This is a genomic window from Burkholderia territorii (genome assembly GCF_001718335.1).
Taxonomy (GTDB): Bacteria; Pseudomonadota; Gammaproteobacteria; order Burkholderiales; family Burkholderiaceae; genus Burkholderia; species Burkholderia territorii.
On sequence record NZ_CP013366.1, the window covers coordinates 858,769 to 884,214 of the forward strand.

At 59.3% G+C, this 25,446-nt stretch carries 20 protein-coding genes; 17 read left to right on the forward strand and 3 right to left on the reverse strand.

All coding sequences use genetic code 11. From position 1 onward, the window contains the following. Position 1: 1 nt before the first annotated feature. From WS51_RS14605 to WS51_RS14615, 3 genes are read left to right on the forward strand one after another with little or no spacing between them, the layout of a single operon-like run. The gene (locus WS51_RS14605) at positions 2–1,033 is read left to right on the forward strand and encodes an aspartate carbamoyltransferase catalytic subunit (protein WP_044846292.1); all 1,032 of its coding nucleotides are present in this window, start codon (positions 2–4) and stop codon (positions 1,031–1,033) included. 52 nt (positions 1,034–1,085) lie between these two features. Then, positions 1,086–2,363 carry a dihydroorotase gene (locus WS51_RS14610; protein ID WP_059466955.1) on the forward strand — a complete coding sequence of 426 codons (1,278 nt, stop codon included), beginning with the start codon at positions 1,086–1,088 and terminating at the stop codon, positions 2,361–2,363. 19 nt (positions 2,364–2,382) lie between these two features. Next, on the forward strand, positions 2,383–3,240 hold the full coding sequence (locus WS51_RS14615; protein WP_059448079.1) for a lysophospholipid acyltransferase family protein: 858 nt from the start codon (positions 2,383–2,385) through the stop codon (positions 3,238–3,240). Between the two features lie 33 nt (positions 3,241–3,273). On the opposite strand, the gene WS51_RS14620 is transcribed toward WS51_RS14615, so the two are convergent. Beyond that, positions 3,274–4,113 (reverse strand): symmetrical bis(5'-nucleosyl)-tetraphosphatase, encoded by an 840-nt coding sequence (locus WS51_RS14620; protein WP_069229369.1) that lies wholly within the window; start codon positions 4,111–4,113, stop codon positions 3,274–3,276. A gap of 343 nt (positions 4,114–4,456) precedes the next feature. Here WS51_RS14620 and rfbB point away from each other — a divergent pair, with 343 nt between their 5' ends. The 14 genes from rfbB to WS51_RS14690 all read left to right on the forward strand — a co-directional run bounded on the left by rfbB (position 4,457) and on the right by WS51_RS14690 (position 23,331). Beyond that, on the forward strand, positions 4,457–5,518 hold the full coding sequence (gene rfbB / locus WS51_RS14625) for a dTDP-glucose 4,6-dehydratase (RefSeq protein WP_069229370.1): 1,062 nt from the start codon (positions 4,457–4,459) through the stop codon (positions 5,516–5,518). Positions 5,519–5,529: 11 nt separating this feature from the next. After that, entirely contained in the window at positions 5,530–6,423 is an 894-nt protein-coding gene (gene rfbA, locus WS51_RS14630) for a glucose-1-phosphate thymidylyltransferase RfbA (RefSeq protein WP_069229371.1), read from the forward strand. Further along, entirely contained in the window at positions 6,408–6,959 is a 552-nt protein-coding gene (rfbC, locus tag WS51_RS14635) for a dTDP-4-dehydrorhamnose 3,5-epimerase (RefSeq protein WP_069229372.1), read from the forward strand. Before rfbA ends, rfbC begins: the two co-directional genes overlap by 16 nt. After that, a complete protein-coding gene (gene rfbD, locus WS51_RS14640) occupies positions 6,952–7,851 on the forward strand; it encodes a dTDP-4-dehydrorhamnose reductase (RefSeq protein ID WP_069229373.1) in 900 nt (299 codons plus the stop codon). Before rfbC ends, rfbD begins: the two co-directional genes overlap by 8 nt. 173 nt (positions 7,852–8,024) lie before the next feature. Continuing rightward, complete coding sequence (locus WS51_RS32115) at positions 8,025–8,720, forward strand: hypothetical protein (protein ID WP_155639236.1); 696 nt, start codon at positions 8,025–8,027, stop codon at positions 8,718–8,720. An 86-nt stretch (positions 8,721–8,806) separates the two neighbouring features. Beyond that, entirely contained in the window at positions 8,807–12,217 is a 3,411-nt protein-coding gene (locus tag WS51_RS14650) for a glycosyltransferase family 4 protein (protein ID WP_069229374.1), read from the forward strand. Positions 12,218–12,404: 187 nt separating this feature from the next. Further along, complete coding sequence (locus WS51_RS14655; RefSeq protein WP_059807514.1) at positions 12,405–13,217, forward strand: ABC transporter permease; 813 nt, start codon at positions 12,405–12,407, stop codon at positions 13,215–13,217. Between the two features lie 16 nt (positions 13,218–13,233). Then, a complete protein-coding gene (locus WS51_RS14660; RefSeq protein WP_069229375.1) occupies positions 13,234–14,619 on the forward strand; it encodes an ABC transporter ATP-binding protein in 1,386 nt (461 codons plus the stop codon). Positions 14,620–14,648: 29 nt separating this feature from the next. Then, positions 14,649–15,254 carry an acyltransferase gene (locus tag WS51_RS14665; protein WP_167357981.1) on the forward strand — a complete coding sequence of 202 codons (606 nt, stop codon included), beginning with the start codon at positions 14,649–14,651 and terminating at the stop codon, positions 15,252–15,254. A 256-nt stretch (positions 15,255–15,510) separates the two neighbouring features. Next, a complete protein-coding gene (locus WS51_RS14670; RefSeq protein WP_081333570.1) occupies positions 15,511–16,458 on the forward strand; it encodes a class I SAM-dependent methyltransferase in 948 nt (315 codons plus the stop codon). Between the two features lie 161 nt (positions 16,459–16,619). Next, entirely contained in the window at positions 16,620–18,845 is a 2,226-nt protein-coding gene (locus WS51_RS14675; protein ID WP_069229376.1) for a glycosyltransferase, read from the forward strand. Next, complete coding sequence (locus WS51_RS14680; protein ID WP_059807497.1) at positions 18,842–19,954, forward strand: glycosyltransferase family 4 protein; 1,113 nt, start codon at positions 18,842–18,844, stop codon at positions 19,952–19,954. The genes WS51_RS14675 and WS51_RS14680 overlap by 4 nt, the downstream gene beginning before the upstream one ends. Positions 19,955–20,024: 70 nt before the next feature. Then, the gene (locus WS51_RS14685) at positions 20,025–22,088 is read left to right on the forward strand and encodes an acyltransferase family protein (protein ID WP_069229377.1); all 2,064 of its coding nucleotides are present in this window, start codon (positions 20,025–20,027) and stop codon (positions 22,086–22,088) included. An 88-nt stretch (positions 22,089–22,176) separates the two neighbouring features. Then, entirely contained in the window at positions 22,177–23,331 is a 1,155-nt protein-coding gene (locus WS51_RS14690; protein ID WP_081333571.1) for an acyltransferase family protein, read from the forward strand. Between the two features lie 58 nt (positions 23,332–23,389). On the opposite strand, the gene WS51_RS14695 is transcribed toward WS51_RS14690, so the two are convergent. Both WS51_RS14695 and WS51_RS14700 read right to left on the reverse strand, forming a co-directional pair. After that, the gene (locus tag WS51_RS14695; RefSeq protein ID WP_069229378.1) at positions 23,390–24,289 is read right to left on the reverse strand and encodes a Stf0 family sulfotransferase; all 900 of its coding nucleotides are present in this window, start codon (positions 24,287–24,289) and stop codon (positions 23,390–23,392) included. A 50-nt stretch (positions 24,290–24,339) separates the two neighbouring features. Continuing rightward, positions 24,340–25,446 carry a glycosyltransferase family 4 protein gene (locus WS51_RS14700; protein ID WP_069229379.1) on the reverse strand — a complete coding sequence of 369 codons (1,107 nt, stop codon included), beginning with the start codon at positions 25,444–25,446 and terminating at the stop codon, positions 24,340–24,342.

Below are 25,446 nucleotides of genomic sequence, written 5' to 3' on the forward strand. Positions count from 1 at the left end.
CATGACCACCGACACCACTGGCCGCACCGGCAATCCCGCTGCGGCCGCGAGCCCCGAACGGTTCCGCTACGGTTTCCTGAAGGGCAACCCGCAGCTCACGAAAAACGGCGAGCTGAAACACCTGCTGTCGATCGAGGGCCTGCCGCGCTCGATCGTCAACCATATCCTCGATACGGCCGAGCAGTTCGTCAGCGTGACGGATCGCGAGGTGAAGAAGGTGCCGCTGTTGCGCGGCAAGTCGGTGTTCAACCTGTTCTTCGAGAACTCGACGCGCACGCGCACGACCTTCGAGATCGCCGCCACGCGCCTGTCGGCCGACGTGCTGAACCTGAACATCAACGCGTCGTCGACGAGCAAGGGCGAGTCGCTGCTCGACACGATCAACAACCTGTCGGCGATGCATGCCGACCTGTTCGTCGTGCGCCACGCATCGAGCGGCGCGCCGTACCTGATCGCCGAGCACTGCGCGCCGCACGTGCACGTGATCAATGCCGGCGACGGCCGGCATGCGCACCCGACGCAGGGCCTGCTCGACATGTACACGATTCGTCACTACAAGCGCGACTTCACGAAGCTGCGCGTGGCGATCGTCGGGGACATCCTGCATTCGCGCGTCGCGCGCTCGGACATCCACGCGCTCACCACGCTCGGCGTGCCCGAAGTGCGCGCGATCGGCCCGCGCACGCTGCTGCCCGGCGGCCTCGAGCAGATGGGCGTAAAGGTGTTCCACAACCTCGACGAAGGGCTCAAGGGCGTCGACGTGATCATCATGCTGCGCCTGCAGAACGAGCGGATGAGCGGCGCGCTGCTGCCGTCCGCGCAGGAGTACTTCAAGACCTGGGGGCTGACGCCCGAGCGCCTCGCGCTTGCCGCGCCCGACGCGATCGTGATGCACCCGGGCCCGATGAACCGCGGCGTCGAGATCGACTCGCAGGTCGCCGACGGCCCGCAGTCGGTGATCCTCAACCAGGTCACGTTCGGCATCGCCGTGCGGATGGCGGTGATGGGCATCGTCGCCGGCAACAGCGACTGAGCCCGCTCTCGCGCATCCTTATTCACGCAATCAACGCATTCACAGACAGCGCATGAAGATTCATATCCAAGGCGGCACGCTGATCGATCCGGTCGCCGGCACCGAACGGCAGGCCGACGTATTCGTCGCGGACGGCAAGATCGCCGCGCTCGGCGCCGTGCCGGCCGGTTTCAACGCGGACAGGACGATCGATGCGTCGGGCCTGATCGTCGCACCCGGCCTCGTCGACCTGTGCGCGCGGCTGCGCGAGCCCGGCTACGAGCACAAGGCGACGCTCGCGTCCGAGATGGCCGCGGCCGTCGCGGGCGGCGTCACGACCCTCGTGTGCCCGCCGGACACCGATCCCGTGCTCGACGAGCCGGGCCTCGTCGAGATGCTCAAGTTCCGCGCCCGCAACCTGCGCCAGGCCAACGTTCATCCGCTCGGCGCGCTCACCGTCGGCCTCAAGGGCGAAGTGATCACCGAGATGGTCGCGCTGACCGAATCGGGCTGCGTCGGCTTCACGCACGCCAACGTGCCGGTGCGCGACACGCAGGTGCTGCTGCGTGCGCTGCAGTACGCAAGCACCTACGGCTACACGACGTGGCTGCGTCCGCTCGACGCATTCATCGGCCGCGGCGGCGTCGCCGCGAGCGGCGCGCTCGCGTCGCGGCTCGGCCTGTCCGGCGTGCCGGTCGCGGCCGAGACGATCGCGCTGCACACGATCTTCGAACTGATGCGCGTGACGGGCGCGCGCGTGCACCTCGCCCGGCTGTCGTCGGCGGCCGGCCTCGCGCTCGTGCGCGCGGCGAAGGCCGAGGGGCTGCCCGTGACGTGCGACGTCGGCGTGAACCACCTGCACCTGATCGACGTCGACATCGGCTACTTCGATTCGCAGTTCCGGCTCGACCCGCCGCTGCGCGGCGAGCGCGATCGCGAAGCGATCCGCGCGGCGCTCGCCGACGGCACGATCGACGCGATCTGTTCCGATCACACGCCGGTCGACGACGACGAGAAGCTGCTGCCGTTCGCCGAAGCGACGCCGGGCGCGACCGGGCTCGAGCTGCTGCTGTCGCTGACGGTGAAATGGGCCGATGAAACCAACACGCCGCTCGCGCAGGCGCTGCGCCGCATCACGGCGGCGCCGGCCGACGTGCTGCAGTTGCCGGCAGGCCGTCTCGCCGAAGGCGGCGCGGCCGATCTGTGCGTGTTCGACCCGCGCGCGCACTGGCGCGTCGAGCCGCGCGCGCTGAAGAGCCAGGGCCACAACTCGCCGTTCCTCGGCTACGAACTGCCTGCCTGCGTGCGCGCGACGCTCGTGGCGGGCCAGGTCGCTTTCGAGCGCCACTGAACCACGCCGGATCCTCGCCATGACCGCTCTTCGCAAGCTGCGTCTCGTCTTTCACCTGTTGCGCGGCATGGCGATCGTCGCGCTGCGCTTTTCGCATGTCACGCCCGCGCATCGCGCGGAGCTGACGCGCCGCTGGTCGCTCAAGATGCTGCGCATCTGCGGGATGCGTCTCGTCGTGCACAACGACGGCGCACGCCTCGACGCGGGAGCGCTCGTTGTCGGCAACCACGTGTCGTGGCTCGACATCTACGCGGTCAACGCGTGGCGGCCGACGCCGTTCGTGTCGAAGGCCGAGGTGCGGCAATGGCCGGTGGTCGGCTGGCTGGCGGAGAAGCTCGACACCGTGTTCCTGCAGCGCGAGAAGCGCACCGAGGCGATGCGGGTCATGCACGAGATGGCCGAGCGGTTGCGCAACGGCGGCGTGATGTGCGTGTTTCCGGAGGGCACGACGTCGGACGGGCAGGGGCTGCTGCCGTTCCACGCGAACCTGTTCCAGGCCGCGGTGTCGGCCGGCTGCGCGGTGCAGCCGATCTGCCTGATGTACGAGGATGCGCAGGGGCGCCAGTCGGTCGCGCCGGCTTACACGGGCGAGTTGTCGCTCGGGATGTCGCTCGACATGGTGCTGCGCGGCGGCCCGCTCGTCGCGCACCTTTACGTCTGTGAGCCGATCGCGCCGGGCGGCGACCGCCGCACGACTTCCGCGGCGGCGCGCGATGCGATCGCGACCGCGCTCGAGACGCTGCAGGCGAAGGTCGGCAAGCCGTCGCCCGAGGCGCTGGCGGCGCTGGAGAAACATGCGTATCCGGCAACGGAAGTCGGCGGCGGCGCGGCCGGCGATGCGGCGGCCGACGAGCCGGTGCCGGGACGCGAGGGCTGATCCTTCATTGCGCCCGCGCCTGTCGCGCGCGTGCTACTCGCCGCCCGGTGTGCGGCACGCTTCGCACCGCACCTGCGTGACCGTTCGCTGTGCCGGGTCGGCCGTCAGTCGCACGGCCGACAGCTGATTTCCCCATACGCACCCCGAATCGAGCGCGACGACGTTGTCGCGCAGCATCAGGCCGAGCGCGGCCCAGTGGCCGAACACCATCGTGACGTTCCCGGTGCGGCGGCCCGGTACGTCGAACCACGGCAGATAGCCCGGCGGCGCACTTTCGGGGCCGCCGTTCGTCTTGAATTCCATCGCGCCGTCGGGCGTGCAGAACCGCAGGCGCGTGAAGGCGTTGAATGCGACGCGCATCCGGTCGCGTTTTTTGAGGTTCGGACTCCATTGGTTCGGCTCGTTGCCGTAGAGCCCTTGTAGCGTGTCGCGCCAGTCCGGGGCGCGCAGCGCGCGCTGGAGTTCGTCCGCGAGTTCCAGCGCGAGCGTGGCGTCCCATTGCGGCAACACGCCGGCGTGGACGAGCAGCATCCCGTGTTCGAAGTGCGCGAACGGGCGGTGGCGCACCCAGTCGAGCAGGGCGTCGGCGTCGGGCGCGTCGAGGATCTCGCCAATCGTGTCTCCCGGGCGTTCCGTGCGGATGCCGGCCGATACCGCGAGCAGGTGGAGATCGTGATTGCCGAGCACGACGGTGGCGCGTGGGCCGAGGTCGACCAGCGCGCGCAGTGCGGCTAGGGAGGCGGGCCCGCGGTTGACGATGTCGCCGGCGATCCAGAGCGGGGTGTCGGCGGGGGCTGAAAGCTTTTCGAGCAGCGATTCGAAAGCTGAATGACAGCCTTGGATGTCGCCGATGGCGATGGGGGGAGGCGGCATGGCAGTTGTTACAAGTTTTGATACCGGGTGGAGGAAGGCGCGACGGCGCAAAGCGCGCGCTCATCCGCGACATTGTGCCAGTTTAACGTATTGATTTAAAACGCGATTTCATTCGTCCTGCCGACCGCGGCGCACTGTTTCAAGTTGTTAGCAACATGGCTTTTGGGGGGGCTTGCTTCCTATAATTGCCGCTTCCTCGACAAAATTAGCATTTCATGACTTTGACGGTCACGGTGAGAAGTTAGAATTCCCGCCTTGAGCGACGCGTACGTTGATGCCGTCGCTGTTCGAAATGATGGCGGCTCGTGCTTGAGGCCTGCCGCGTATGACTAGAGGGAGCCTCATGATCCTGGTGACGGGTGGCGCGGGTTTTATCGGCGCCAATTTTGTACTCGACTGGCTGCGTCAATCCGACGAGGCCGTGCTCAACGTCGACAAGTTGACCTACGCCGGCAACCGTCGCACGCTGCAGTCGCTGGACGGGAACCCGAAACACGTGTTCGTACGCGCCGACATTTGCGACCGCGCTGCGCTGGATGCAATGTTCGCGCAATACAAGCCTCGCGCACTCGTGCACTTCGCGGCGGAAAGTCACGTCGATCGCTCGATTCACGGGCCGGCGGACTTTGTTCAGACCAATGTCGTCGGAACCTTCACGCTGCTCGAGGCCGCGCGGACATACTGGAGCGGCCTGAGTGAAGCGGACAAATCGGCGTTTCGCTTTCTGCACGTATCGACCGATGAGGTATTCGGCTCACTGTCGGCGACCGATCCGCAGTTCTCGGAAAACACGCCGTATGCCCCCAACAGTCCGTATTCGGCAACCAAGGCCGGCTCCGATCATCTGGTGCGCGCCTACCACCATACGTACGGCCTGCCCACGCTGACCACGAACTGCTCGAACAACTACGGCCCGTACCAGTTCCCCGAGAAACTCATTCCGCTGATGATCGCCAACGCGCTCGCCGGCAAGCCGCTGCCCATCTATGGCGATGGACAGAACGTGCGCGACTGGTTGTACGTCGGCGATCACTGCAGCGCGATTCGTGAAGTACTCGCGCGCGGCGTGCCCGGCGAGACGTACAACATCGGCGGGTGGAACGAGAAGAAGAACCTCGAAGTCGTGCATACGTTGTGCGATTTGCTGGACCAGGCGCGCCCGAAGGCAGCCGGTTCGTATCGCGATCAAATCGCGTATGTGACGGACCGTCCGGGCCACGATCGCCGTTATGCAATCGATGCACGCAAGCTCGAGCGCGAACTCGGCTGGAAGCCGGCCGAAACGTTCGAAACCGGCCTCGCGAAAACGGTGCGCTGGTATCTCGACAACCAGGTGTGGGTCGATGAGGTGGCCTCGGGCGAATACCTCAAGTGGGTCGAAACCAACTACGCGGAACGCGCTTGAGGAGTCGATCGATGGCACGTAAGGGCATCATTCTCGCTGGCGGCTCCGGCACACGGCTCTATCCGATCACGCACGTCGTATCGAAGCAGCTCCTGCCGGTGTACGACAAGCCGATGATCTACTACCCGCTCTCGACGCTGATGGTCGCGGGCATTCGCGACGTCCTGATCATTTCGACGCCGCAGGACACCCCGCGCTTCGAGTCGATGCTCGGCGACGGCGGCCAGTGGGGGATGAACATCCAGTATGCGGTGCAACCGTCGCCCGACGGTCTTGCGCAGGCGTTCATCATCGGTCGCGAATTCGTCGGCAACGATCCGTCGGCGCTCATCCTCGGCGACAACATTTTTTACGGGCACGATCTTGCAAAGCAACTCGAGCGCGCATATGCACTGGAGGACGGTGCGACCGTGTTCGCGTATCACGTGCAGGATCCCGAACGTTATGGCGTCGTTGAATTCGACGCGTCGTTCCGCGCGCTGTCGATCGAGGAGAAGCCTGCGAAGCCGCGTTCGAACTATGCGGTCACGGGGCTGTATTTCTACGACAACCGCGTGTGCGACATCGCGGCCGATATCAAGCCGTCGCCGCGCGGCGAGCTCGAAATCACCGACGTCAATTCCCGCTATCTCGAGGACGGCGCGTTGAACGTCGAGATCATGGGCCGCGGTTATGCATGGCTCGACACGGGCACTCACGATTCGTTGATCGAGGCGGCAAGTTTCATCGCGACATTGCAGAAGCGGCAAGGGCTCGTCGTCGCTTGTCCCGAAGAAATCGCGTATCGGCGGCAGTGGATCGACGCGGAACAGGTGCTGAAACTGGCGCAACCGTTGTCGAAGAACGCGTATGGGCAGTACCTCCGAAACCTTCTCACGCACCAGGTCGCATGGCAATCCAAGTAACGGCAACGGCACTGCCAGAAGTCAAGGTCATCGAACCGAAGGTGTTCGGCGATGCGCGCGGGTATTTCTACGAGAGTTTCAACGCGCGCGAGTTTGCTGCGCAGGTGGAGCCGGGCATTGTGTTCGTGCAGGACAATCACTCTCGTTCGTCGAAGGGCGTGCTGCGCGGGCTCCATTACCAGATCGAGCACGCACAGGGCAAGCTCGTGCGCGTGGTGGAAGGCGAGGTGTTCGATGTCGCTGTCGACATTCGACGCGCTTCCCCGAACTTCGGAAAGTGGGTCGGGGTAACGCTGTCGCAGGATAATCACCGGCAGCTATGGGTGCCCCCAGGATTTGCACACGGTTTCGTCGTGCTTTCGGAGGCAGCGCAGTTCCTGTACAAGACGACTGACTACTGGTTCCCGGAACATGAGCGCTGCATCGCGTGGAACGATCGCGAAATCGGGATCGAATGGCCGTTCGAGGGCCAACCGGTGCTGGCGGCGAAAGATGCGGCGGGCAAATCCTTGAGCGAGGCCGAAGTCTATGCGTGAGGATCGCCCCGGTCTTGCCCCGACGATTCTCGTGACGGGCGTCAACGGCCAAGTGGGATTCGAACTGTTGCGTACGCTGCAGGGGCTCGGACGCGTAGTAGCGTGTGACCGAACGATGCTCGATTTGTCCGATCTGGATCAAGTGCGGGCAGTGGTGCGTGATTTGAAGCCGGCGATCGTTGTGAATCCTGCGGCTTATACCGCCGTTGACAAGGCGGAATCGGACATCGATACCGCACGGCGCCTGAATACCGATGTGCCGCGCGTGTTTGCCGAGGAGGCATTGCGGCTGAATGCACTGCTCGTTCATTACTCGACAGATTATGTGTTCGATGGCATGAAGGAGGGCGCCTATGTCGAAACGGACGAGACCAATCCGCAAAATGTGTATGGCCTGACGAAGCTTGAGGGCGAGCGAGCCATTGCAGCGACAGGTTGTGATCACTTGATACTACGTACGAGCTGGGTTTATGGGCGTCGCGGGAAGAACTTCCTGCTCACGATGCTCAAGCTCGCCGCCGAGCGATCCGAGCTACGGATCGTGGCCGATCAACTCGGGGCTCCCACCTGGTCGAATTCGATCGCTGCTGCGACCGCGCATATTTTGGCGCAGTATCTGGCACCGAACGTCGGCAACAGGCGGGCGCTGCACTCGGGTGTCTACCATCTCGCGGCGGGCGGGGAAACATCGTGGCATGGTTTCGCGCAGGAGATTTTCCGAGTGACGCTAGGCGACAACGCGCCACGTGTGCTGCCGATCGCCGCGAGCGAATACCCGGCGCCAGCGCGGCGCCCCAAAAACTCGCGCCTGTCCGGGGCAAAACTGGCCAGTACGTTCGGCGTACGGATGCCGGCATGGGATGAAGCGCTGCGATTGTGTCTGGATTCCTGAATGGCGATGATCTCATTGCGGTTGGGCCGGGCAACCGCTGCGATAAACTCGTTGGCCCCTGCATGTTGCCTCGCCGATCCGCCGGTAAGTGCGCCGCAGTTGCGTGCGATCGTCCCCGGGGGGCGGAGGCGGCGGCATTGTCGATCGGAGACAATGCCTGACGAATCGATTCAATGGATGGTGCTGTAGCGATGGACTCAACGTCACAAAATTTTGCTCCTGGTGAGCCGGTTCAGTCCGCCGATGCTCTCGCCACGCTGCAGGCCCGCGTAGAGGCGCTCGAGGCCCAACTCGTCGAAGCGCGGGCGCAAGCGCGCGAGGCGACGATGCATGCGCGTCGGAACAGCTATCAGGCCACTGCCGCTCAGGCGCAGGCGGATGCGGCAGAGCGTCAACTGACTGCAATTTTGTCCAGTTCGTCCTGGCGCATTACCGCTCCGGTCCGCGCTGTCGGGCAGGTCGCGAAATCAGCCATCCGGTTCGCGCGTGATCCATCGTGGCCGGTATTGAAGCGACGCAGCATTTCGCTTCTTCGCGAAACTGCTCGCCGAAGCGCAGTGGCGCGCGCGATGGTGTTTTGGGTGCGCGATCGCCATCCGCGAATTTGGGCGCGGCTTGCGCCGCTCGCGGCTCCTCGCTTTGCCGGGGCACAATCCATTTCGGTTACGCGCTGGAAGGAGGGAAGCCTGTCTCGCCGGAACTACGCGGAGCTGGTTGCGGCGCGCACGTCGCAATGTGATCAAGCCACGATCGATGGTTTTCTCGACGCGGATGTGAAAGGCGTCGACTCCGGGAAGCTTGCAGGACGCCTTGTCGAGATCTGTACTGCTACCATGCCAGGCCGTAACGGCAGGACGGCTGCGCGTTGACAGCGACGGAACCGGATAGCAGTTCTTACATCATGCACAACGGAGTAACACGCGCAGTGGGTTCATCAGACACCGTATCACGAACCATGGCCAACATCGAGGGTAAGTCGCTCCCTGCGCAGTCACGGAGAACGGGTGCGATCCATCAGTTTCACTCCGGAAGCGCGGTTGCGGATGCCGTGACCAACAGTATGTTCATGATCCAGGCGCTGCTGCATGAGCTGGGTTTTGAATCCGAGATATTTGCCGAACACGTTGCGCCGGAATTGACGGGCAAGATCCGCTATTTCAGGGAATACATCGGGTCCGAAGAAGACGTGATGCTGTTGCATCATTCGATGGGGCATGATCAGGACGAGTGGGTCACGAATCTGCCGTGCACAACCATCCTGATCTATCACAACATTACGCCCGAATCGTTTTTCGACGAACGCTCCCCGCTCAGACACTACTCGGCCAAGGGCCGTGCCCAACTCGGTGCATTTCGTGAGCACTTCGCGGCTGCAATCGCGGTGTCTGATCTCAACGCGCGTGAGCTGAGCGAGCGCGGCTACGAAAGGGTTACGACGATTCCGCTCCTGATCGATGCGGCAAAGATCCGCTCGGCGCAATGGAACGATGTGCTCGTTCAGGAGCAGTCACAGGTGATGACGGTCTTGTTTGTCGGCCGAATCTCGCCGAACAAGGCGCATCGCGATCTCGTGGAAGCGGCGGCTCAGCTGAGAGCAATGATGCCCCGGCCGTTCCAGTTCGTGTTTGTCGGCGGGTACGGAGAAGAGGAGCCGTACTATCTCGAACTGCAGCAATTGATCAATGAGCTTGAACTGAGCGAAATCGTTCGCTTTGCGGGGAAAGTTCCTGACGAGGATCTCTACGGCTGGTACCGGGCGGCAAGTGTATTCCTGTGTCTCAGCGATCATGAGGGTTTCGGCGTTCCGCTGATCGAGGCGATGACTTTCGATGTGCCGGTGATCGCGTATGCGAGCAGCAATATCGAGTCGACGCTAGGCGGTGCCGGACTGCTCATTCACGACAAGCACCCGCAAGCCGTAGCGGCGCTGTTGCGCGCCGTATCGGAAGATCGCGCGTTGCGTCGCGCGATAGTTGTCGAACAGCGCAAACGAGTCCGACAATTCGAACGCCCAGCGCTGCTGGAACAGTTACAGCAGTTCCTGCGTCAGCAAGGTATAGAGATTCCCCAGCCGATCGACACGCGCACTCGTATCGATGGGGAGTGTCCGCCGCACTATCAGGTCGAGGGACCATTCGAGACGTCATACAGCCTCGCTCTGACCAATCGCGAATTGGCTTTTGCACTTGACCGTGCAAATCGCGGTGAGGTGAGCTTGTTTGCGACCGAGGGGCCGGGCGACTATGTGCCTGACGATCGAAAAATCAGCTCGATTCGCGGACTCCCCGAGCTCGTGGCGCGCGGCGGAAAGCGTAGCGGTGCGGACGTTGTTGTCCGCGATCTCTATCCGCCGCGCGTTCATGACATGGACGGCCTGTACAATTTCCTTCATTTTGCATGGGAGGAATCGGAGCTGCCCGCTGCCTGGATCGGTGCATTCAACGCGCATCTCGACGGAGTGGCGGCAATCTCGACGTTCGTGGCGAAGGTCATGCGAGACAACGGCTATGCAGGGATGATTGCTCCGGTTGGCAACGGCGTCGATCATGTCGCCCGTGCCGAGCGGATCGAATATCGCGGCTCGCTCGGAAAGGGTTTTCGTTTTCTGCACATATCGTCATGCTTTCCGCGCAAGGGTGTCGACGTACTGCTCGATGCATTCGCCAAGGCATTCACCGCGCGCGACGATGTCTCACTGGTCATCAAAACGTTTCCCAATCCGCACAACACGGTTTCTGCCCAAATCCATGCGTTGCGCCGGCGCTATCCCGAGTGTCCGGAGATTGTGCTCATCGAGGAAGATCTGGACGCAGGCGCGATCGTGGACCTTTACCACCGGTGCCACGCATTCGTGGCGCCGTCCCGGGGAGAGGGCTTCGGCTTGCCGATGGGCGAGGCAATGTGGTTCGGGCTGCCCGTGATCACGACGGCGTTCGGTGGGCAGGCCGACTTCTGCACGAACGAGACTGCGTGGCTGGTCGACTTTACGTTCGAACGCGCCAAAACGCACCTCGGGTTGTTCGACTCCGTCTGGGCCGAACCTGATGTCGACAGCCTCGTCACGCAACTGAAGGCGGTTCGCGAAGCGACGGCGGAAGCGCGCGCCGAAAAAGCAGAGCGCGGTCGTGCGTTGCTCGAATCGCGCTTTACGTGGGACCGGTGCGCAGAGCGACTGATCGGGCTGGAAGCGTCGGTCCGGCGTTTGGAGCCCGCATCCGCTCGACGGACTCGGCTCGCATGGATTTCGTCGTGGAACACGAAATGCGGCATCGCGACCTATTCTTCATTCCTGGTCGGTAGTCTCGATCCGGCATGGTTCGATGTCAGGATTTTCGCATCACGCGATCCTGCCGTTGTCATCGATGATGGTCCAGAAGTCACGCGGTGCTGGACGGATCAGCGCGGCCGTATCGATGAGTTGCTCGCTGAGCTCGATCGATGCCGGCCTGACGCGATCATGCTGCAGCACAACTTTGGCTTCTTCAGCATGCCTTCAACGGCGCGAATCGTCGAGTATGCGAACGCACACGACATCCCGATCGTGATTACGTTCCACTCGACCAAGGATGTCGATACGCCGGACTATCGAGCCTCGTTGTCGGAGATCGCCGACGCGCTGCGTGGCGCCGACCGCCTGCTTGTGCATAGTGTCGACGACCTGAATCGGCTCCGGATATTGGGCCTCGTCGACAATGCAACGCTATTTCCCCATGGCGTTCATGCGCGCGAGTCGTCCGACCGACTCGCGTCTCGAACGGCGCTGAACATTCCAGTCGAGGCTCCGGTCATTGCTACGTATGGCTTCCTACTTCCGCACAAAGGGTTGGAGGAAGTCATCGAAGCGTTTTCGATGATATCGAAAGAGCTGCCGCAGGCGCGCCTGTTGATGGTCAACGCGCTGTATCCGGTTCGCGATTCGGAGTTGACCGCCGATCGATGCAGAAATCTGATCAAGACGTTCAACCTCGAAGACCGCGTGCAGATGATTACCGACTTCCTGCCTGATCGCGAGAGCTTTGCATATCTGGATGCGGCCGATCTTGTCGTGTTTGCGTATCAGGACACGGCCGAATCGGCGAGCGGTGCCGTGCGGTACGGAGTCGCAGCCAATCGACCCGTTGCCTGTACACCGATTCCGATCTTCGACGATCTCGGAGAACTCGTGCATCGGTTTTCCGGTACCGATGCGCGCGCGATTTCTGCTGATCTGGCCACGTTGCTCGGCGATGCCTCGCTGTTGAGCAGCAAGGCCGACGCTCAGGCGGCGTGGATTCAGGCTCGGTCATGGGACGAGATGTCGTCGCGGTTGGGCGGCATTGTCCGTGGGCTCGTCGGAGAGCGGTCATCTGTCAGGCGAGACGGCTGATAAAATGATGGGTTTGCCGAGCGGAAGTAGCGCACGGCGCGTGTGTCACTACCGTCGACTGCCGCCCCGTCGGCGCAGTGCAAGAGAACTGAATGGCGCCTGAGTTCGTCGCGCAGCACATCGATCAGGCGCGTGTCATTCGAGTCCGCCGTCCAAGGGACGCAAATTAATTGGGTAACGAAAACCGATGCAGGACAAAGCACATCACTCCGTCGGGAGTTCACTGAGGTTGGCGTGGATGCTTGCGAAGCGAGACCTGAAGAACCGCTACGCCAGCTCGTACGCAGGTACGGCGTGGAACGTCGGCGTACCGCTTCTCTACTCCCTCATCAACGTGGTCGTGTTCTCGATCCTGATGCGGGGGCGAATGGGGGCGCAGTACGGTGACATTCCGTTTGCGCTTTTCTATTTCGTACCATTCTCGCTGTGGACCGTCTTTACCGAAGTGACAGGGCGCAGCACCGGCATCTTGCGGGAATACAGCTATCTCATCAGCAAGATCGCATTTCCGGTCTGGGTCTTGCCGTTGATTCCGCTCACGTCGGCGCTCATCAGCCAGGGCATCATTTTCGTTTTCGTGATCGGCCTGTTGATCATCAAGGGCGTCGTGCCGGGAACCATGATTTGGATGTTTCCCGTTATCTGGGCGCTTTCGCTTGCGATTTCGATCGGCTTTGCCTATGGCATCTCCGCCATTTCGGTCTATGTCCCCGACATGGTGCCGATCGTGCCGCTGTGTACGAATATCATTTTCTGGCTCACGCCGATTCTCTATCCGGCGACGATGGTAGAGGCGTCGCGCATGATCTGGATGCGTAATATCGTCATGACGCTCAACCCTTTCTACTACATGGTGGAGGCGTCTCGGCAGGCCGTGTTCCCAGGAATTCCATTCAATTGGGAATACATTGGCATCCTGATTGTCGTGGCAGCGGCTACCGTTGCGATCGGTGCATACATTTTTCGCAAGCTGAAGCCCGGCTTCGCAGACGTCCTTTAAGGATCAGAGTTAGTTCATGACGACACAAGATCCCTCCAACGTTATCGAGCTGAGCAATATCAGCAAGATCTACCGTTCGTATTCCTCGCCGCGACATCGCCTGCTCGAGTTGATGTCGGCGGGGAAGAAGCAATATTTTCGCGAAACCCGTGCGCTGGACGACGTTTCCTTCTCACTCGAGAAAGGCGATCGATTCGGCGTGGTGGGGGAAAACGGCAGTGGCAAAAGTACGCTTCTGAAAATCCTGGCAGGCGTACTCAATCCGAGTTCCGGTCTGGTGAACGTCTCCGGGCGCGTATCGGCGTTGCTCGAATTGGGGGCCGGGTTCAATCCGGAGCTGTCCGGTCGAGAAAACATCGTTCAGTTCTGCATGCTGCATGGCATGCTACAGGAGCAGGCCATTGCGGCTCAGCCGGAAATAATCAGGTTCAGCGAACTTGGCGATGCTGTCGATCATCCCGTCAAGACATACAGCAGCGGTATGGCGGTGCGGCTCGGGTTTGCCTGCGCGGTCTACGTGCAGCCGGACATTCTGATCGTTGACGAGGCGCTGAGTGTCGGGGATGCGTACTTTCAGAACAAGTGCCTGCACAAGATTCGCACGATGCTTGATGAAGGAACGACGTTCATTTACGTGACGCACGCTGCGGACTCGGTGCGCGCACTGTGCAATCGGGGCCTCTGGCTCGAGAAAGGGCGCGTTCGACTGCTTGGCAGTTCGAAGCAGGTCGGTGCTGCCTACCAGAGCGAAGTGTTCAGCAGGATGGTGCGAGCCGGCATCGACGTTACCGAGGTCGACGACGAAGATGAAGTTACGACGCAAACGCAAGTCGCGGCCGGCGAAGCAGTGACGACGCATACACGTGTGCGCCCTGACAAGGCTCGGACTCGCGCATTTTCCTCGCGTGTCGAACCGTTGCGTACCGGGACCGGCGAGATCCGGATCGACGATATCAGCGTGATCGATCCTGAGGGCAATGAGTGCGATACGGTCGATATCGAGAAGAAGATTCGCGTTCGCGTTTTCTTTCATGTCGTATCGCCTCCTCCCGAACGCAGTTCGCTTGCGCTCGGCATCACCGATTCATCGGGACGACAAATCCTGCATTTCAGTTCTGCCGTCCGAGACGTGTTCCCGTCGGAGGCCGCGCCGCATATTCAGCATATGCTGGAGTTCACCTTCGCGAACCCCTTGTGTCCCGGTGAATACGGATTGATCGCAGGGGTTGGCGTGACTACGGAGCATCCCGAGAATCGTGGGCAGAGTCTCGTCACGAACGTGATCGATTACTGCGTGGGTGGCGCACGGTTCGCAGTGCGCTTCCCCGATGAAGTCGTGAAGCGGGATCTGTGGGGTGTTGTGCACGTGGACTACGATGTTTCGATGCATTCGCTTGACTGAGCGATTGCGTTTCTCAATCGGAAATGCACATGTTTCAGCGCCTTAGAGCAAGAATCCGGGAGCGACTGATTGAAGCCGTGACTGATCGCGTGGTTTCGCGTCTTGCCGAATCGTCGGAGTTCACGACCCGGGTTGCTCGGTGCGTGGCGACGGAGCGGGCGACCCAAACGCCGCAATCCGTTCCATGGGAGTCCGATTCTGTTGTCGAGCGACTCGCCGAGCGAATGACGCCTGGAATCGCTCAGCGGCTCGTCATGACACCGGTCGTGTTCGGGGGGGGATGGGATCGCATCTCGCTCGGAGAGGGCGTGCAGTTGGTGAACACGCTGATGAACGTGTCGTCGGGGCACATCGTCATTGGCGACCAGACGTTCTTCGGTCATAACGTCAGTCTGATTACCGGCACGCATCCGTTGACTGAGCAGATGTCCGCGCGGCACGACTATCCGCGGGAGGGGCGCGATATCGTGATTGGGCGAGGGGTCTGGATTGCATCCAATGCGGTCGTCATGGGCCCCTGTACGATCGGCGACCACGCGGTGATTGCGGCGGGCGCGATCGTGACGTGTGACGAAGTCGAGGCGGGATGGCTGTACGGTGGGGTACCCGCGCGCAAGATCCGGAAGTTGATTTGAGTAAACGCACGCAGTTCCATGGCGTCCTCGATGCTGCAGACTTTTCGCACCGTCAAAGGGAAGTCGAGGATGGAAACTCCGTGAGCACCGCGCTTAGATCGCGGCAGAGAATCATTGAGCGCATTTTGAGAGTTGATTGAATATGAAGGCTGAAATTAGAAAGGTGGTGCGAGTCGTCGCGAATTGGCCGGTAGTGGGCCGACTCGTACGCATCGTTGTGGCCGCGATTCGGCTCCCTGAGTTCCGAGCGGACGTCATGCGTCGTCAGGATGTGTATGAAAGAGATCAGTTGCCGATGCTCTTGCGCACGTTGTCGGAACTGAACGATCGTCAGCGATTGATTGATAACGACCAAGACAATCTCGTGCGATCGGTGCCCGTCGCATTGCGACGGCTTCACGGGGACGTCAAGCAATTGAAGGCCGTGCTCGAACAGCGCGAGGCGTCAGACCACGCGGCATGGGTGAAGCAGCGCGAACATGCGGACGGCCGTCTGTCGGAAGTCGAGGCACTTACACGTCGCCTGGAGGAGCGCTTGGGCGGCTTGGACGACTCTGTCCGGTATCTGCTTGGTCGTGTCGAATTCGTTCGCCGGGAATTGATGTTCGAAATGCGCTATGGCGCTTCGTCGCCGGGCGAGAACGAAGACACGCTGAAGGCGAAAACGGAAATCATCGCGAAGGAAAAGGTGGCTGCGGCAGCCAGCAACGGCCAATTGAGACTTAACCTCGGTTGCGGACACATTGCGCTGGACGGCTATCTGAACGTCGACCGCCGAGCATTGCCCGGTGTCGATATCGTCTCGGAGGTCGATGAGCTGCCGTTCAAGAACGGCGAGTTGACTGAAATCTTCTCCGCGCACTTGCTTGAGCATTTTCCCCAGGAGCAGATGGCTCGCGAGCTGCTGCCCTACTGGTTCAGCCTTCTGAAACCGGGCGGCGAATTCCATGCGGTCGTCCCCGATGCACAAGCGATGATGAAGAACTACATCGACGGTGACTACCCGTACGCGTATCTGCGCGAAGTCACGTTCGGTGGCCAGGACTACGACGGTGACTTCCACTTCAACATGTTCACCCCTGAATCCCTGTCGGCCACTCTGAAGGAGGCCGGGTTTGTCGATATTTCGGTGATCGAGACCGGCCGACGCAACGGAAACTGCTACGAATTCGAGATCGTGGCGAAACGCGCGACGTCGGCCTGACGCAACGCATGCGATCGAGCGCAGTCGTCGCCCGCCTTCGTTCTGTCAGGCCCTCGGTGGTCGTGGCGAAACGGCAAGCATTGGGAGCCGTCGAATGGGCGACCGACGCGGCTCCATCGAGTATCACCATCAAACACAGTACCGAAAGATCGAGGTAACCCATGTTGAGCTTTTCGATTGTCATAAATACGCTCAATCGTGCCGCATTGCTCCAGAAGACGTTGGAGAGTTTTCGCTGGATCCGGTACGCTGGTGACTTCGAAGTCATCGTAGTTAACGGGCCGTCGACTGACGGGTCGGCGGAAGTGATTTCGTCCTGGTCATCGTTCATCCGCGCTGGTACGTGCCCGGTCGCGAATCTATCGGTGTCGCGAAACGTCGGCATCTGCATGGCGGAAGGTGACGTTGTTGCCTTCATCGATGACGATGCAATCCCGGAGCCGGAATGGCTAACGCAGCTCGCGGCTGCATATGACTCTCCGGAGATTGGCGGTGCGGGGGGGCTCGTGTTCGATCAAACGGGTTACACGTTCCAGTATGAGTATAGTACTGCCAATCGCCTGGGGAATTCGAACTGGGCCGCCAAGAAGAGTGCCGAGCATCTGTGTTTCCCTGGATCTTATGAGTTTCCGTACCTTCAAGGGACAAACGCATCGTTTCGTCGGTCAGCCCTGATGGAAGTGGGCGGCTTCGACGAGGAGATCGAGTACTACCTCGACGAAACGGAGCTGTGCTGCCGACTGGTCGATGCCGGATATGTCATTCGTCAGTTGCCGAACGCATACGTGCATCACAAATTTGCACCGAGCCATGTTCGCGATGATCACAAGATCACGCGTTACCGATATCCGGTAATCAAGAACAAGATCTATTTCTCGTTGAAGCACGCGCGCAAATATTTGCCGCTGGACGAGATTTTCGACGATAACCGGAAGTTTTCGCAAGGGCACGAAAACGATATTCGCTTTCATATAGACGGCGGCCGTCTCGACAAGTCGGAACTCGATAAATTCAAGGAAGAGAATGCCCGGGCGTGGAACACGGGCGTTGAACATGGGCTGCACGGGCACGCGGAATTGATCACCGCAGAAAAGAAGGCGCGCGTCGCCGGAGAGTTCAAGAAATTCGAGATATTTGGCGATCCCAGTCAAGACGCAATTGTGCTTATCGCGCGCGATTATCCGCCGGCACAAACGGGCGGAATCGCTACCTTTAACAAGGATCTCGCGGAAGGGCTTGGCTCGCAGGGCCGAATTGTCCACGTGATTACACAGAGCCCGGATTTCAATCGCGTCGATTTCGAAAATGGTGCATGGATTCACCGTATCGTGACGAAAGAGATGGCGCGTTCCAGCGAGGCCGTCGAGCGGAATATTCCAGCCCACATCTGGAACTGGTCGGCAACAGCGCTGGAGGAAGTCGAGCGCATTGCATCGCATCGCAAGATCGGTGTGGTTGAAGCGCCGATCTGGGACTGCGAAGGATGCGCATTCCTGTTCGATGGTCGTTGGCCAGTCGTGACGAGTCTGCACACGACACTACATTTCTGGATTGAGACGCATCCTGAGTATGCTGCAGATGCCGCGTGGATGAAGTCGTTCGGCAAGCCTATGCTAGAGCTGGAACAGGAGATGATGACGCGCGCGGATGCGGTGCGCGCCAATAGTAGAGCGATCGTGACCGAGATCGAGGCTGCTTACGGATTCAAATTCGATCAACAGAAAACGATCGTCGTGCCGCACGGCCTCGCGGCAAATGTGGCCGCGTCGAACGGGAAGCGCACGTCGAACTCCGATGATGTCACGTTGCTGTTTGTTGGCCGACTTGAGCCGCGCAAAGGAATCGACGTATTGTTGGAGGCGCTCCCGGACGTGTTCGCGGAAATGCCAAACGTGAAGGTGCGTGTGATTGGTGATGATACGTTGCCGGGGCCGACCGGACGTCCTATCAAGGACGTTTTTATCGACTCGGCGGCTGGGCGCAAGTGGGGTGACCGTTTGTCGTTCGAAGGCCGTGTGCCGGATGATGTGGTGCGCGCAGCTTATGCGGAATGTGATGTCTTTGTCGCCCCGAGCCGGTTCGAATCGTTTGGCCTCGTGTTCCTGGAGGCCATGCGCGAAGGAAAGCCTGTCATTGGTTGCGCAGCGGGCGGGATGCCGGAAGTGGTTTCGCACGAAGTAACTGGGTTGCTGGTGACGCCTGGCGACGCGAAGTCGCTGGCGCAAGCAATTCGGCAACTTGTCGACTCGTCCGAATTGCGTGAGCGCATGGGGAATGCCGGAAGACGCCTGTTCGCGGAGCGGTTCACGGCGAAGCGGATGGCATCCGAGAGCGGCGCGCTTTATTCGCTTGCGATCAACAACCATCTCAATTCGGTTGCGCAATGAAAGTCTCATACGTGAACGGAATTTGCGTAAAGAACGACGCGATTTCCAACAGCATCCGTGACGAGGTACGTGCGCTGCGCAAGAGCGGTGTCGATGACGTTCGCTTGTACGCATACGCATGCGAGTATGACGACATTCCGTCGACGGTCGTATCCGAGGTCAGGGATATTGCGTTCGATCCACACTTTCTCGCGAGCGATGTCGTCATCTTTCACTTCGGCATCTACTATCCGCTATTCGATCTGTTGTCGATCGTTCCGGCGCGCGCGCGACGTCTGGTCGTGTTTCATAACGTCACGCCGCGAGAGTTCGTCAAACCGGAAAGTCGTGCACTGATCGATCAGTCCTTTTCGCAAATGTCGAATATTGCGTGGGCTGATCACGTTATCTGCGTTAGCGACACGAATCTCGAGGTGCTTCGCAAGGCTGGTATCGATACGCCTGCCACCGTGTTGCCTCTCGCCATTCACTCGATGTCGCATCCTCCATCGAGAAAACCGAGCGTTGTGGACAACATCGTGCGCATCGCATTCATCGGCAGGTTTGTGAAGTCGAAGGGGCCACATGAGTTGCTGATGGCGCTCAGCAACGTGTTGGCATCGAATCCGACATGTGCGGTAAAGCTGGATATGGTTGGTAATCTGCTGTTTTCCGACCCCGAGCTACTGGCACAGATCGAGACGATCATTGCCACGTTGGCGCGTCAATATGGTCGACGCGTCGAGATCAAAATTCATGGCAATGCTTCAGAAGAGCAGAAGCATGAAATTCTGCAGGATGCGGATTTGTTCGTCCTGCCGACCTATCATGAAGGATTCGGTGTACCGATTGTCGAGGCGATCTCCAACGGATGCTACGTCATCGCCTACGACAATTCCAACGTTCCGTCGGTAACGAACGGCTTCGGTCGACTCGTCAACACGGGCTGCATCGACAGTCTCTCCGCGGAACTTGCTCAGGCTGTGGAGAAAGTGGTGTCGGCTGCTTGGCGTGGTTCCGGTGATGAGAGTTATCAGACGTTTGTCACACACGCGACCCGGTACGCGGAAGAGTTTTCTCCGGGCAGGGTAGCAAGGAATTTCGTCAATCTTGTAAGCAAGATCCAATAATTCAAGGCGGCCTGCCTGGGATGACGCCCAGGCGGTGATGAAGGGCGTCTAATTTTCAAGATAACTAGCAATGGCGAGTGCGAAGACAGCCTATTTTCCATATATCGACGGCCTGCGTGCGTTGGCGGTGTTGTCCGTCATGCTGTTCCATCTGAACGCACATTGGCTTCCTGGTGGGTTTTCGGGAGTCGATATCTTTTTCGTGATCTCCGGATTCGTGGTCAGTTCCTCGGTCGCGAATCTCGGTTCGGTCTCGATTGGGCGATTTTTGCTGCTGTTCTACGCACGGCGGATGCGACGAATCTTGCCCGCATTGATTGTCGTGTTGCTTGTGACGGGGCTGGTTTCAGCACTGTTCATCCCGTCGTCGTACCTAAGTGATAAGAGTCAAAAGACCGGGCTCTACGCGTTCTTCGGCCTGAGCAATTTCATTTTGGGCTCGGTCGGCAACGACTACTTTTCTCCGACCGCTGAATTCAATCCGTACACGCATACCTGGTCGCTTGGCGTTGAAGAGCAATTCTATCTCGCCTTTCCATTTTTATTCTGGGCCTGGCTTGCCCGAAAAAACTGGCGACATCTGTCTGTCATTCTGATTGCTGCGGGATTAGGTGCATCGCTGGTATGGGGGCACTGGCTCGGGCAGGCAAACCAAACGCAGGCGTTTTACTTTATTTTCGGTCGATTTTGGGAATTGGCCGCCGGCGTTTTGCTGTACCAATGTTTCATACTCTCTGGGTTCTTCACGGACGAATCGAGTCGAGCGCCTGCTACCGTGGGCACCAAGATTGGGGCATGGGTGTCATTGGCGATCGTGATGGTTGGGCTCGTGATTTCGAAGTCGGATCACTATCCATTCCCGGGTGCGATCATTCCAGTGGTCGGCACGGTCGGCTTGCTGGGATTCTTGTATCGTCGCGAGCATGCAGGCTTCATCTCGACGGTCCTTGAGAGTGGTCCGGCTCGCTTCGTCGGACGGATTTCCTATTCGCTCTATTTGTGGCACTGGCCAATTTACGTGGTCCTGCGCTGGACGGCCGGGCTTGAGTCCGTGCTCACGATCGTTTGCGCCATCGTGCTGACGTTTGCACTTGCGATGGCCTCGTACCGTTTCATTGAGGAACCGTTCCGCCACGGATTGTCGGCAACGCGAATTCCACGGCTCGTCATCGTCGGATGCGGACTTTGCTTGATGATCGGCGGCGCGGGCCTGTCGTCTATGATGGCTGAAGCTCAGCCCAAATTTTCCTTGAGCACGGTGACGAGACACGGAGACGATTGGTATCCGTACGGGACAGATACGAATCCTGCTTTCCCCGGTTGTCATACCGACGTTGCGCCTCAGGACGTGCAGGGCGGACAGCTCTGGGTTTATGCGCGGAAGAACTGTGATCTTCCTGCGAAGAGTGCGCATCGGATCTTCGTGATTGGCGATTCTCACGCGATGGCCTATTCGGGCATGTTCAAGCAGTTCGTCGTGCAGACGGGTGTCACGGTTTACGCTTACAACAACGCCGGTTGCCCGTTTCTTAGTTTGCAGCCGTGGCGCGAGGATGGAAACCCGGTTTGCCATCAATACGGCGATTCGGCATTGAAGGACATGTTGACGAAGCTGCAGCCCGGTGACGTAGTTTTCTTGCCTTCGTTGCGTTTGCCCCGAATGATCGATCAGTGGGCGTACTTTGGCGACGAAACTGCACGGAATCAGTTGTTTGGTGACGAGGCAGTGAAAGGTCGAAATCGGTCAGTCGAAGAGGCCATTCCGATACTGCAAGAGATAGAGAGGCATGGTGGAAAAGTTGTGCTGGAAGCGCCAAAGCCGATCTTCCGCATGGTTCCATATCGTTGCTCGGATTGGTTCAATCGACACAATCCAATTTGCGAGCGCGGTCCGTTGATCGACCGCAGCGAAATCGACGAGATGCGAGCGCCGATTCTTCAATCGTATGCACAGATGGAAGCGAAGGTGCCGAATGTATATACGTGGGATCCGTTGCCGACGCTGTGTTCGGATAGAACGTGCTCGGCGTATGACGGCAAGAAACCGCTGTTCTTCGACGGCGATCACATCAGCGGATATGGCAATTTGCGTGTGCTGCCCAGCTTCGAATCACTTATGTTGAAGTTGTTGTAATAAGATCGAGGCGGCGAATTTGGGTCACGCATATTGCAGATACATGCAATATGCGTGACGTAGCGACAAAGGGCGATCGACGAAAACCATGGCCGCTGTTTCTGAGCACCGAGTTGAAATCTCTCGCGTGGCCGAGCTCAACGGACTACGCGGAATTGCCATTCTTGCAGTGGTCTGGCATCACTTGAGCTTTGTTCTTGTTCCGGCGCCGCCAAGCCTATTTGGTATGCCCACCGAAGCGATACTGTGGAATGGATGGATGGGTGTCAACCTGTTCTTCATCCTTTCCGGTTTCGTGCTTTATTTGCCGTATGCGGCAGGCAAACGGCGCTTCACCCGGCGCGAAGAGATCGTTCACTTCTACAGGCATCGTTTTCTTCGCCTGATGCCGCTTTATTTTTTTGTCGTGGTGGCGACGTTTGCTCTGAGCGGACAATTCGCCAATGCAAACGAACATGCGATCCACGAGATCGTACGGTGTCTGACTTTTACGTTTCCGTTTTTCCCGGATACATTTTCGCCATCTTCGAACTGGGCGCTCTGGTCCGTCGGAGCGGAAGTCATGTTCAGTCTGATATTTCCACTCCTGGTCGCGATTGCGGAGCGGGTCGGGTTGACGCGACTGCTCGGCCTTACAATTTTTCTCTCGTTGTGCGTCAGGTTGCTCCGGAGAATTTACTACCCGGTGTTTTTCGGACCAGATTGGGTCATCGATGCGCTTCTCATCGGTCGACTCGATGAGTTTGTTATTGGCATGTGGCTCGCGCGTTCTTATGTGGACGGACGATGGCTGAGTGGTTGCCGCATTCTGCCCCTCGCTGCGACTGCATTGCTTGCCGTGGCGTCCTGGGGTTTTGCCGGATGCTTCGACAAGCGGATTCCCGCCGAATGGACGGCCCTCCTGAACAACGTACTCGACATCGCGTTGGCGTTGTTCGTGGTTACCGCACTGAGCCATGGGTCACTGTTTGCAAGACTTCTGCGTTCCCGCCTACTGCAGGTCCTCGGCATGGGATGCTACAGCGTCTATCTTTGGCATCTGCCGATATTGCGCGCGTTGCAGATCGATGTCGGCGGAGCAGGTGCGGTACGTATCGCGTGCTTTATTGGGGCGACGGTATTTCTTTCCGCGATGACGTATCGTTTCGTGGAGTTCAGGAGTGTCGATTCATGGCGGCAACTCTTTCTTGCCGAGCCACCCATGGACCGGACGCGGTCGATGGTCAATGGTGCGAGAGGGTGAGCATAGACAGGTATCGTGTCTACCGCGGAATAACCACGCACCAGCAGATATTTCGCTTTTAAGAGTCATCGGTGCGCCAACGCTGGTTGCCGAAGAAATCGACCCAGCGATCTAGGCCGGCGCCGAGCTTCGCTCGGTTATCGCGACGTCCGATATCGAGAAAATCTTCCGTAAATCGTTCACGTATGTCTCGATACACGTCACTCATCCGGTCGGATATCTTGCTCAGCCCCCCATTGCGGCTCAAATGGGCGCTGGCTATCGCGTCGGCAGGAACGCCGAGATGATCGGCCAATTCCGTGAAGAACTGGGACGGCGAAGCTATCAGCGATTCGTACGTCATACGCAGCGGCCGAATGCCTGTCTTATCGAAATAGGCTTCCCAGTTGGCTTCATGCGACAAAAGCATCATCAGCTTCGTCAGAATCGCGAAGAAGTCGTATCGAACTTTCGGTGTAGATGTATCCGAGTCACTGCATGTCGGCATGTGCCATACACCCGTTTCATCCGCAATGTAGAGGGATACGGCTTGCTTGATCGAATTTTCTCGCCGGATATAAATCCATCTGTGATTGGGCAAAATATCGTCCAACGTCGCGTAGCCGGGAACGCTGGTTGCCAACCAGTCATCGAGATGCGCACGATGATCGTGCATGATTTTTGAACCGAAAATACCATTGATACTTCGATCGAGTATCAGCGTTTCAAAATCTTCTTCGAATCGTTCCCCGGGCGTGATGCCAAATGGCGACTGTTCGGAGTAGGGGTACTGGAAATACTCGGTCGGCCGCCCAAGGTGAGCACTGGTCAACGCATTAGACAAGACCGTGCTGCCACAGCGGGGAGTAAACGCAATCGTAAAGGTTCGATTTATGCCGGCTTGTTCCAGCCGGCTCAGGAGCGTCGTTTTATCAATGCGCTGCGACATCGTTTGCGTGCTTGCAAGAGAAATGATCATCACAAGGCGACTCGGCCGCAGCGGAATTTCCGTCGTCGCCTGTCGCGCCGTTACCGGGACAATCGATGGTAAAGATCGACGTAGCGATCGATCATCTGTCCGGCAGTCAGATTTTGCTCGAATCGCTCGCGTGCATGTTTACCAAGTGTTGCAGCTAAGTCGGAATCGTTCCAGAGCGTGGTCATTGCAGCGCGCAGGGCTGCGGGATCGCTTGGAGGAACAACGAGTCCTGTCCTGCCAGCGATATTCACGTACGAGGTGCCGGTGCCAATCTCGGTGGAAATCAATGCCTTGCCGAACATTGCGCCTTCGACGAGCGAGATGCCGAATGCCTCTGCTCGGAGGTGCGACGGAAACGTGAGTCCGTGGCACATGCTCAGAAGGGCAACCTTGTCTTCGTCAGATACGGCGCCAACAAATACTGCGCGGTCGCCTAGCCCAAGCCGCGCGGCTTGGGCCTTGAGTTCAGCTTCGACAGGCCCGGCTCCGACAATCACCACCTTCATCGACGTATTGACGAGCGCGTCCAGCAGGATGTGCAGACCCTTGTAGTAGCGCAAATTGCCGACAAACAGGAAAAATTTCAATCCTACGCGGTTGCGCCAGTAGGCGACTCGTTCGGGATCGATCGCAGGGTAGAGAGTTTCATCGAGGCCAATAGGAATAACGTCAACCTTGTCCTTGAATTGACGCAATACGGGGCTTGTCTCAAGGTAGTTGGGCGACGTCGCAACAATCCGATCGACGTCACGCAGAAAGCGTCCCTGCAGGGGTTTGTAAGCCTGGAGCAGAACCTTCTGCCGTGTGATGTCAGCGTGGTATGTGACGACCGATGGTTTCCGGCACCGCGTGGCGAAATGCACGACATCCATGAAAGGCCACGGAAAGTGGTAATGGATGACATCGGCTCGTCGAGCCAGTTCGGCAAAGCGCTGGAATGCCGCAATCGAGAAAGGAGACGAGGCAATCTGGATGTTCACCTTGGCTCGATGGTGAACATGGTCGCCAAAGTCCACAGAAGTCGTGTCCGTGCTAACGGTCAGGACTTCACTGGTGATTCCCTGCTTACTGGCGCCCGAGCATACCTGGCCGATTAGTTCTTCTACCCCTCCCATCGAGTCGGGGCGGTAGGTTTTGTAGAAATGTAAAACGTGCAT

Bases quoted from the DNA above. Each gene is read 5' to 3' on its own strand.
- WS51_RS14605 (WP_044846292.1), top strand. From the start codon at position 2: ATGACCACCGACACCACTGGCCGCACCGGCAATCCCGCTGCGGCCGCG.
- WS51_RS14610 (WP_059466955.1), top strand. From the start codon at position 1,086: ATGAAGATTCATATCCAAGGCGGCACGCTGATCGATCCGGTCGCCGGC.
- WS51_RS14615 (WP_059448079.1), top strand. From the start codon at position 2,383: ATGACCGCTCTTCGCAAGCTGCGTCTCGTCTTTCACCTGTTGCGCGGC.
- WS51_RS14620 (WP_069229369.1), bottom strand. From the start codon at position 4,113: ATGCCGCCTCCCCCCATCGCCATCGGCGACATCCAAGGCTGTCATTCA.
- rfbB (WP_069229370.1), top strand. From the start codon at position 4,457: ATGATCCTGGTGACGGGTGGCGCGGGTTTTATCGGCGCCAATTTTGTA.
- rfbA (WP_069229371.1), top strand. From the start codon at position 5,530: ATGGCACGTAAGGGCATCATTCTCGCTGGCGGCTCCGGCACACGGCTC.
- rfbC (WP_069229372.1), top strand. From the start codon at position 6,408: ATGGCAATCCAAGTAACGGCAACGGCACTGCCAGAAGTCAAGGTCATC.
- rfbD (WP_069229373.1), top strand. From the start codon at position 6,952: ATGCGTGAGGATCGCCCCGGTCTTGCCCCGACGATTCTCGTGACGGGC.
- WS51_RS32115 (WP_155639236.1), top strand. From the start codon at position 8,025: ATGGATGGTGCTGTAGCGATGGACTCAACGTCACAAAATTTTGCTCCT.
- WS51_RS14650 (WP_069229374.1), top strand. From the start codon at position 8,807: ATGGCCAACATCGAGGGTAAGTCGCTCCCTGCGCAGTCACGGAGAACG.
- WS51_RS14655 (WP_059807514.1), top strand. From the start codon at position 12,405: ATGCAGGACAAAGCACATCACTCCGTCGGGAGTTCACTGAGGTTGGCG.
- WS51_RS14660 (WP_069229375.1), top strand. From the start codon at position 13,234: ATGACGACACAAGATCCCTCCAACGTTATCGAGCTGAGCAATATCAGC.
- WS51_RS14665 (WP_167357981.1), top strand. From the start codon at position 14,649: ATGTTTCAGCGCCTTAGAGCAAGAATCCGGGAGCGACTGATTGAAGCC.
- WS51_RS14670 (WP_081333570.1), top strand. From the start codon at position 15,511: ATGCGTCGTCAGGATGTGTATGAAAGAGATCAGTTGCCGATGCTCTTG.
- WS51_RS14675 (WP_069229376.1), top strand. From the start codon at position 16,620: ATGTTGAGCTTTTCGATTGTCATAAATACGCTCAATCGTGCCGCATTG.
- WS51_RS14680 (WP_059807497.1), top strand. From the start codon at position 18,842: ATGAAAGTCTCATACGTGAACGGAATTTGCGTAAAGAACGACGCGATT.
- WS51_RS14685 (WP_069229377.1), top strand. From the start codon at position 20,025: ATGGCGAGTGCGAAGACAGCCTATTTTCCATATATCGACGGCCTGCGT.
- WS51_RS14690 (WP_081333571.1), top strand. From the start codon at position 22,177: ATGGCCGCTGTTTCTGAGCACCGAGTTGAAATCTCTCGCGTGGCCGAG.
- WS51_RS14695 (WP_069229378.1), bottom strand. From the start codon at position 24,289: ATGATCATTTCTCTTGCAAGCACGCAAACGATGTCGCAGCGCATTGAT.
- WS51_RS14700 (WP_069229379.1), bottom strand. From the start codon at position 25,446: ATGCACGTTTTACATTTCTACAAAACCTACCGCCCCGACTCGATGGGA.